Source organism: Actinotalea sp., assembly GCF_035443605.1.
Classification (GTDB): Bacteria; Actinomycetota; Actinomycetes; order Actinomycetales; family Cellulomonadaceae; genus Actinotalea.
Map to the genome: position 1 here is coordinate 1 of NZ_DAORSQ010000112.1, position 7,502 is coordinate 7,502.

General features: G+C 74.4%; 4 protein-coding genes and 1 pseudogene. 2 read left to right on the forward strand and 3 right to left on the reverse strand.

All coding sequences use genetic code 11. From position 1 onward, the window contains the following. Positions 1-217 (forward strand): annotated as a pseudogene (locus tag PKY62_RS11170) (hypothetical protein); the annotation flags it as partial. Here PKY62_RS11170 and PKY62_RS11175 read toward each other — a convergent pair. Together PKY62_RS11175 and PKY62_RS11180 are read right to left on the reverse strand one after the other, a co-directional pair. After that, positions 218-1,954 (reverse strand): glycoside hydrolase family 13 protein, encoded by a 1,737-nt coding sequence (locus PKY62_RS11175; RefSeq protein ID WP_324536963.1) that lies wholly within the window; start codon positions 1,952-1,954, stop codon positions 218-220. Further along, positions 1,951-2,670, reverse strand: coding sequence for a 6-phosphogluconolactonase (locus PKY62_RS11180; protein ID WP_324536965.1), 720 nt, complete (start codon positions 2,668-2,670; stop codon positions 1,951-1,953). The genes PKY62_RS11175 and PKY62_RS11180 overlap by 4 nt, the downstream gene beginning before the upstream one ends. 131 nt (positions 2,671-2,801) lie before the next feature. Here PKY62_RS11180 and PKY62_RS11185 point away from each other — a divergent pair, with 131 nt between their 5' ends. Further along, a complete protein-coding gene (locus PKY62_RS11185) occupies positions 2,802-5,120 on the forward strand; it encodes a PKD domain-containing protein (protein WP_324536967.1) in 2,319 nt (772 codons plus the stop codon). Positions 5,121-5,145: 25 nt separating this feature from the next. Here the strand turns inward: PKY62_RS11185 and PKY62_RS11190 are convergent. Then, positions 5,146-7,502, reverse strand: a 2,357-nt coding sequence (locus PKY62_RS11190) for a glycoside hydrolase family 2 TIM barrel-domain containing protein (RefSeq protein WP_324536969.1), incomplete at its 5' end; no start/stop codon positions are given.

The window sequence follows — 7,502 nt, forward strand, 5'->3', positions numbered from 1 at the left end:
CGCGCACTGGGAGGGCCGTCGCGAGGCCGAGGCCGAGATCGAGCGGTCGTTCCGACGAGCGGCCGAGCACGCGGCCGGCACGGGGACCCGGCGGGCGCGACGTGCTGGGCTCGGCCGGCGGCGCGCCGCGACGGTCGGCCGGGTCACCATGACCGGTGTGGCCGTCCTGGCGGCGGTGGTCGGGGCCGTGGGGCTGCGCCGCCCCGGCGACAGCTGATCAGCTGAGCAGCGCGAACGACTCCCATGGCGCCAGCGTCAGCGCGGCACCGTCGCGGACCGGGCCGGCGTGCGTCCCCACGAGCACCTCGCCGGCCAGCAGCGCGCCGTCGGCGCCGAGGTCGACCGTGACGGTCGAGCCGGAGAGGTTCGCCGCGACGAGCAGCCGCGCGTCGCCCAGCGTCCGCACGTACGCGAAGACCTGCTCGTCCGCGGGCAGCAGCAGGCGGTAGTCGCCGTGCACCACGACGTCGTGGGTGTGCCGCAGGGCGATGAGGCGCCGGTAGTGGTGGAAGACGCTGCCCGGGTCCGCCACGGCGGCCTCGGCGTTGATCTCGGTGTGGTTGGGGTTGACCGTCAGCCACGGGGTACCGGTGGTGAAGCCGGCGTTCGGCGAGGCGTCCCACTGCACGGGGGTGCGGGCGTTGTCGCGGGACTTCACGGCGAGCGAGCGCAGCACCTCGTCGACGGGCCTGCCCTGCCCTAGGGCGTCGCGCGCCCAGTTGAGGGACTCGATGTCCTCGTACTGCGCCAGGTCGGTGAAGTGCGCGTTCGTCATCCCGAGCTCCTCGCCCTGGTAGACGTAGGGCGTGCCGCGCAGCAGGTGCAGCACCGTGCCGAGCGACTTCGCGCTCGCGACGCGGTGCGCGCCGTCGTCCCCCCAGCGCGAGACGATCCGCGGCTGGTCGTGGTTGTTCCAGTAGAGCGAGTTCCAGCCCGCGGCCGCCAGGCCCTCCTGCCAGTGCGTGAGGTTGGCCTTGAGGTCGCTCAGGCGCAGCGGGGCGAGGTCCCACTTGGTCCCGCCGGGTGCGGTGTCCAGGTCGACGTGCTCGAAGGTGAAGACCATGTTCACCTCGGCCCGCGCCGGGTCCGTGTAGAGCACGGCGTCGGCGACGCCGGCCCCCGGGGTCTCGCCCACCGTGATGAGGCCGCGCCCGGCGAGCACCTCGCGGTGCATCTCGGCGAGGAACTCGTGGACCCGCGGGCCGTTCATGCAGAACGGCGTGCCGTCGCTGAGCCCGTCCGCGCGCACGGCGCCGTCCGGCAGCGAGCCGTCCGCGCCCACCCGCTTGGAGATGAGGTTGATGACGTCCATCCGGAAGCCGTCGACCCCGCGCTCCACCCAGCGTCGCATCATCGCGTAGACGGCCTGGCGGACCTGCGGGTTCTCCCAGTTGAGGTCCGGCTGCTTGCGCGAGAACAGGTGCAGGAAGTACTCGCCGGAGGCCTCGTCGTACTCCCAGGCCGGGCCCGAGAAGAAGGACGCCCACGGCGTCGGCTCGGCGCCCGGGGTGCCGGGCTCGCGGCCGGGGCGGGCCGGGCGCCACCAGTACCAGTCGCGCTTCGGGCTCTCGGTCGAGGAGCGCGACTCGACGAACCACGGGTGCTCGTCGCTCGTGTGGTTGACGACGAGGTCCATGACCAGTCGCATGCCCCGCGCGTGCAGGCCGGCGATGAGGCCGTCGAGGTCCGCGAGGCTGCCGAACAGCGGGTCGACGTCCTCGTAGTCGGAGATGTCGTACCCGTTGTCGTCCTGCGGCGAGCGGTAGACGGGCGAGAGCCACAGCACGTCGACGCCCAGCGCGGCCAGGTGGTCGAGGCGGCGGATGATGCCGCGCAGGTCGCCGATCCCGTCACCGTCGCTGTCCGCGAACGAGCGCGGGTAGACCTGGTAGACGACGGCGGACCGCCACCAGTCGGCCGGGGGGGCTGGGGCTGCGGCGTGCTGCTCGGTCACGGGGCGATCTCCTTCGCGGCGTCCCGGTCGGCGACGAGGACGAGGTTGGGGTGCAGGCGCAGGGCCGTCGCCGGCAGGTGGGTGCTCACCGGCTCGCGCAGGATCGCCGCGAGGGTGGCCGCCTTGCCGGCGCCCGTCACCATGAGCACGGCCTGGCGGGCCGCGAGGATCATCGGCAGGCCGAAGGTCACGACGCCGGCCGAGGTGTCCGCCCCGGGGGGCAGCGCCGCGACCACCTCGTCGTACCAGGGCGCCGTCGGCTCGATCGCGAAGGTGTAGACGTCGGCGTCGAACCGCGTGGTCCCGGGCATGTTGGCGCAGAAGTGGCCGTCGGTGCCGAGCCCCATGAGGACGAGGTCGAGCCCGCCGTGGTCGCGCAGGTCCGCCCGGATCTCGTCGGCGTTGTCGACGCGCAGGATGCGCAGGGCGTCGTCGGCGAGCCCCGCGGGGCCGTAGAGCTGCTCGCGCAGCGCGGACATCGTCAGCCCCGGCCCCGACGCGGACAGCGGCACCTCGTCGAAGTTGTAGAAGCGCACGTTCGAGTACGCCTCGGGGTGGGCGCGCAGCGCCGCGACGAGGTGCCGGTAGACCGGCACGGGGGTCGCGCCCGCGGTGAGGGAGACGTTGACCCGCCGGTCCTGGAGCATCGCGCCCAGCACGATCGCCGCGACCGTGCGGCCCGCGGCGTCGGCGTCGTCCTCGATGACCAGCTTCATCGGCGGTGCCCCTCCTCGAACGTCCCTCCCCGCGATGCTAGTCACACGTCCGGGTGACCCGACCGGTGCGGAGCGGTCGCGCGTCGCCGCCTGCCCTGGCGGCGCGGGTCGCACAGGGCCAGGATGCGAGCATGACCCGGTCCCCGTCCCGGCACGCCCGGCGCACCGCCGCATCCGTCGCCCTGCTGCTCCCCGCCCTGGCGCTCGTCGGCCCGGTCTTGACGGTGACGGCCACGCCGGCGACCGCCGCGGCGAGCGTGCCGCTGACGGTCGGTGCCGACGACCTCGGCCAGCAGGGCAACGGCGCCGGGCCCAGCCGCGCCATCGCCGGCCCGGTCAGCGGGCCGACCGCCGTGCAGGTCGCCAGCGGCCGCGACCACGGCTACCTGCTCGACGAGGGCGGCCGCGTCTGGGCGTGGGGTGACAACAGCCTCGGCCAGATCGGCGACGGCACCTCCGTGGTGCGCACCGCGCCCGTCGAGCTGTCGCTCACCGACGTCCTGGCCGTCGAGTCCGGGCACTACCACGGCCTGGCGATCCGCTCGGGAGGCACCGTGTGGACCTGGGGGTACGGCACGCTCGGCCAGCTCGGGCTCGGCACCACGACGACGCGTCGGACCCCGACGCAGGTCGCGGGCCTGACCGGGATCCGGCAGGTCGTCGCCGGCCGGGACATGAGCTACGCGCTGACGGCCACGGGGACGGTCCTGGCCTGGGGCAACAACGTGAACGGCGAGATCGGGGACGGCACGACGACGCGCCGGACGTCGCCGGTCCCGGTGCCGGGCCTCTCGGGCATCGTCGAGCTGTCCGCCGGGCGCAACCATGCGCTGGCCCTCGACGCGTCGGGCGGCGTGTGGGCCTGGGGCGACAACCAGTACGGCCAGGTGGGCAACGGCTCCACGGTCGACGCGCGGTCGCCGGTGCGGATCGCATCGGCCGGGTACGCGCACGTCGACGCGGGCGCCCAGCACTCCATCGGGGTGCGTGCGGACGGCACCGTGGCGACCTGGGGGCGCGGGTACCGCGGTGCGCTCGGGCTCGGCTCCACGGCAACCCGGCTCGCCCCGACGGTCGTGCCGGGGCTCTCCGGGATCGTCGACGCGGGCGACGGCCGCGACCAGTCGTTCGCGATCACGGCGGACGGCCACGTCTGGGCCTGGGGCTACAACAGCGCGGGCGAGCTCGGTGACGGCACGACGACCCAGCGCAGCTCCCCGGTGCTGCTGCCCCTCACGGGGATCGCGGACGCGGTCAGCGGTTCGGCGCACACGATCTTCCTCCCGGCAGCACCGGGCGGGAACATCCCGCCGACCGCGGCGTTCACGTCGGCGTGCACGGGGCTCGCGTGCGCCTTCGACGCCTCGGGGTCGACGGACGTCGACGGCACCGTCGTGGCGTACGCCTGGGCGTTCGGTGACGGCACCACGGGCGAGGGGTCCGCCCCGGCCCATGTCTATGCCGAACCTGGCACGTACGTCGTGACCCTGACGGTCACCGACGACGGCACCGCCACCGGGGCTGTCGTCGACGGGGTGACGGTCACCGCACCCGCCGGGAACGTCCCGCCCACGGCGTCCTTCACGCCGGCGTGCACGGGGCTCGCGTGCGCGTTCGACGCCTCGGGGTCCACCGACGTCGACGGCACCGTCGTGGCGTACGCCTGGGCGTTCGGTGACGGCACCACGGGCGAGGGGTCCGCCCCGGCCCATCTCTACGCCGAGCCGGGGACGTACGTCGTGACCCTGACGGTCACGGACGACGACGCTGCGACCGGAGCCCGCACGGTCTCGGTCACGGTGGCCGAGCCTGGGACGGCGACCCCGGTGGCGTACGTCGCCTCGGCGGTCGCGGACGCGAACGCCCTGACCCACCGCGTGACCATCCCGGCCTCGGTGGCGGCGGGGGACGGGCTGGTGCTCGCCCTGACGGTCAACACCTCGGCGGCGGTCGCCGCACCGGCGGGCGTGACCGGCTGGACGCTCGTCGAGCAGGTCGCCGGGATCGGGTACAGCACCACCGTGTGGACCAGGACGGCCGCCATCGGTGATGCCGGTGCCGTGGTGAGCGTCGGCGTGTCGGCGCTGTCCAAGGGGGAGCTGGCCGTCGGGGCCTACCGCAGCACGGGGCCAGGCGTCGTGACGGCATCGGCGGGCGCGCTCGAGACCGTGTCCCGCGCCGCGCACACGACGCCAGCGGTCCCGGTGGCCGCCGAGGGCAGCGTGCTCGTGTCGATCTGGTCGGACAAGTCCAGCGCCACGACCGCCATGACCGCACCGCTCGGCACCACGGCGCGGCTCCTGTCCTCCGGGAGCTCGGGCGGCCGGATCACGCTCCTGTGGGCCGACTCGGCGCCGGCGCCCGGCACGGCCGGGGGGCTCGTCGCCGTCGCGGACTCGGCCAGCTCGAAGGCGACGATGGTCAGCCTGGTCCTCGCCCCGCGCCCGTAGCCCTCGTCGTCGCGCGCCCGGCCGACTACGCCTCGGCCGTCAGGGCGAACACCACGTCGTCGAGCCCCGGCGCGGTCACCGCGACCGTGATGGCGCCGGCCCGCGTCGGCCGGACCACCGCGAGCGCGCGGCCGTCGAACGTCGTGCGCGTGGTGGCGTCGAAGCGCTCGACGGTCGACGGGTTGCCGCTGGCGAGGCCGGCGAGGACGCCCGCACCGGTCACGGTGACCGTGATCGGCAGGTCCGCGCCGGTGACGAGCACGCCGGACGCGTCCCGCAGCTCGACGGCCACGTACGCGAGGTCGGTGTCGTCCGCCCGGATCGCGGTGCGGTCGGCCGTGGCGACGAGCACCGTCGGGCCGGCGGCCGTGACGAGTGCAGCGCGACCGGTCTCGACCCCCGCGCGGTAGGCGACCGCGACGAGGGTGCCCGGGCGGTAGACGGTCTCGAGGCTCGCGAGCAGGGGAAGGCTTGCCCCGACCGGGCCACGGGCCACCTCGGTGCCGTCGAGGAGCAGCGCGACCTCGTCGGCGTCGGCCGAGACCTCGACGGTGACCGGCCTGCCCTCGAAGCCGGGCCAGGTCCACGAGGAGACGGAGTCGCTCCACGCCCACGGCGACTGGAGCGCGATGGTCCGGCCGTGCCGCTCGGGGCGCACGACGGCGATCGCGGGCTCGGTGCGCAGGCCGAAGACGATCTCGCGGTGGTACGAGATCGGCCGGCGCCAGCCGGTGATGTCGAGGTCGCCGCACCACGCGGTGAGGTACGGGTACTCGCGCTCCAGCGCGACCGTGGTGCCCGGCTCGTCGGCGTACGCGGTGGAGCCGATGCCGACCTCCCCGAGGTAGTCCCAGCCGGTCCACGTGAAGTCGCCGATGACGTTGGGGTTGGCGAGCACCTTGGGCCAGAGCGTGCCGATCTGGCGGGGGAACGTCTCCGAGCCCACGATGACGCGGTGCGGGAAGAGCTCGGCGTCCTGGGCGTACCGGCCGTCGGCGTAGTTGAGGCCCAGCACGTCGAGCACGGAGCTCGACTCGGCCGTGCGGCGGGTGACCGCGTCGGACGAGCCGATCGCGATCATGCCCTCGCCGATGTCGGCCATCATCTCGTTGAGGCCCTGGTCCCCGGCGAGGATGTCCGCCAGCTCGTCCATCACCGCGAGCGCGGCGTTGACGCCGTTGGTGACCAGCCGTGTGGGGTCCAGCGTGCGCACGTGCTCGGCCATCTCGCGGGCCCACGCGGCGCCGTGCGGCGTGCCGACCTCGACGATCTCGTTGCCGATCGAGTACATGATCACGCTGGGGTGGTTGTAGTCCTTGGCGACCATCGAGGCCAGGTCCGCCGCCCACCACTGGGGGAAGTCCAGCGCGTAGTCGTACGGGGTCTTGCCGCGGGTCCACATGTCGAAGGCCTCGTCCATGACGAGCATGCCGACGCGGTCGCACGCGTCGAGCATCGAGGGCGACGCCGGGTTGTGCGCCGTGCGGATCGCGTTGAAGCCCGCCGCCTTGAGGAGCTCGATGCGGCGCTCCTCCGCGCGCGCGATCGACGCCGCGCCGAGCGGCCCGTTGTCGCCGTGGATGCACGCGCCGCGCAGCAGCACGGGCTCGCCGTTGATCCGCAGCCCCTTGCGCGGGTCGACCGTCACCGTGCGGACGCCGAACGTCGTCACCGTGGCGGCCGCGCCGTCGCCCAGGTCCGTGCGCGCTGTGTAGAGCGACGGCGACTCGACGCTCCACAGGGCGGGCTCGGCGAGGTAGAGGGTCTGACGCACGACGGCGGTGCGCCCGGGCGCGAGGGTCAGCGGGGTCGCGTCGCCCTCGACCGGGGTGCCGGCCGGGTCCGTGACCGCGGTGGTCACGGTGAGGTGCGCGGTGGTCAGACCGCGGTTGGCCACGGTGGTGGCGACCTCGACGACGGCCTGGTCGTCCTCGACGCGCACCGTGGTCACGCGGACCCCGTCGGGCAGGACGTGGGCCGGCTCGTCGACGTGCAGCAGCACCGGGCGGTACAGGCCCGCGCCGGAGTACCAGCGCGAGTCCTCGCCCGAGCGGACCTCGATGCGCAGCGTGTTCTCGGCGCCGAAGCGCAGGTAGGGCGTGAGCTCGACGAAGAACCGGGCGTAGCCGTCGGCGCGGTTGCCGGCGAACTCGTCGTTGAGGAACACCATCGCGTGCCGGAACGCCCCCTGGACCTCCAGACGGACCACCTTGCCGGCCCAGTCGGCGGGCACGTCGAACGTCTTGACGTAGGTGAACGCACCGGCCGGGTGGTAGGCGCCGGCGCCCTTCGACGGGACGTCGGCCGCGCGCTCGGTGTCGCGCAGCGCGTCGTGCGGCAGCCGGACCGGCGTGAGCTCGGCGCCCTCGCCGTTGGCGGCGG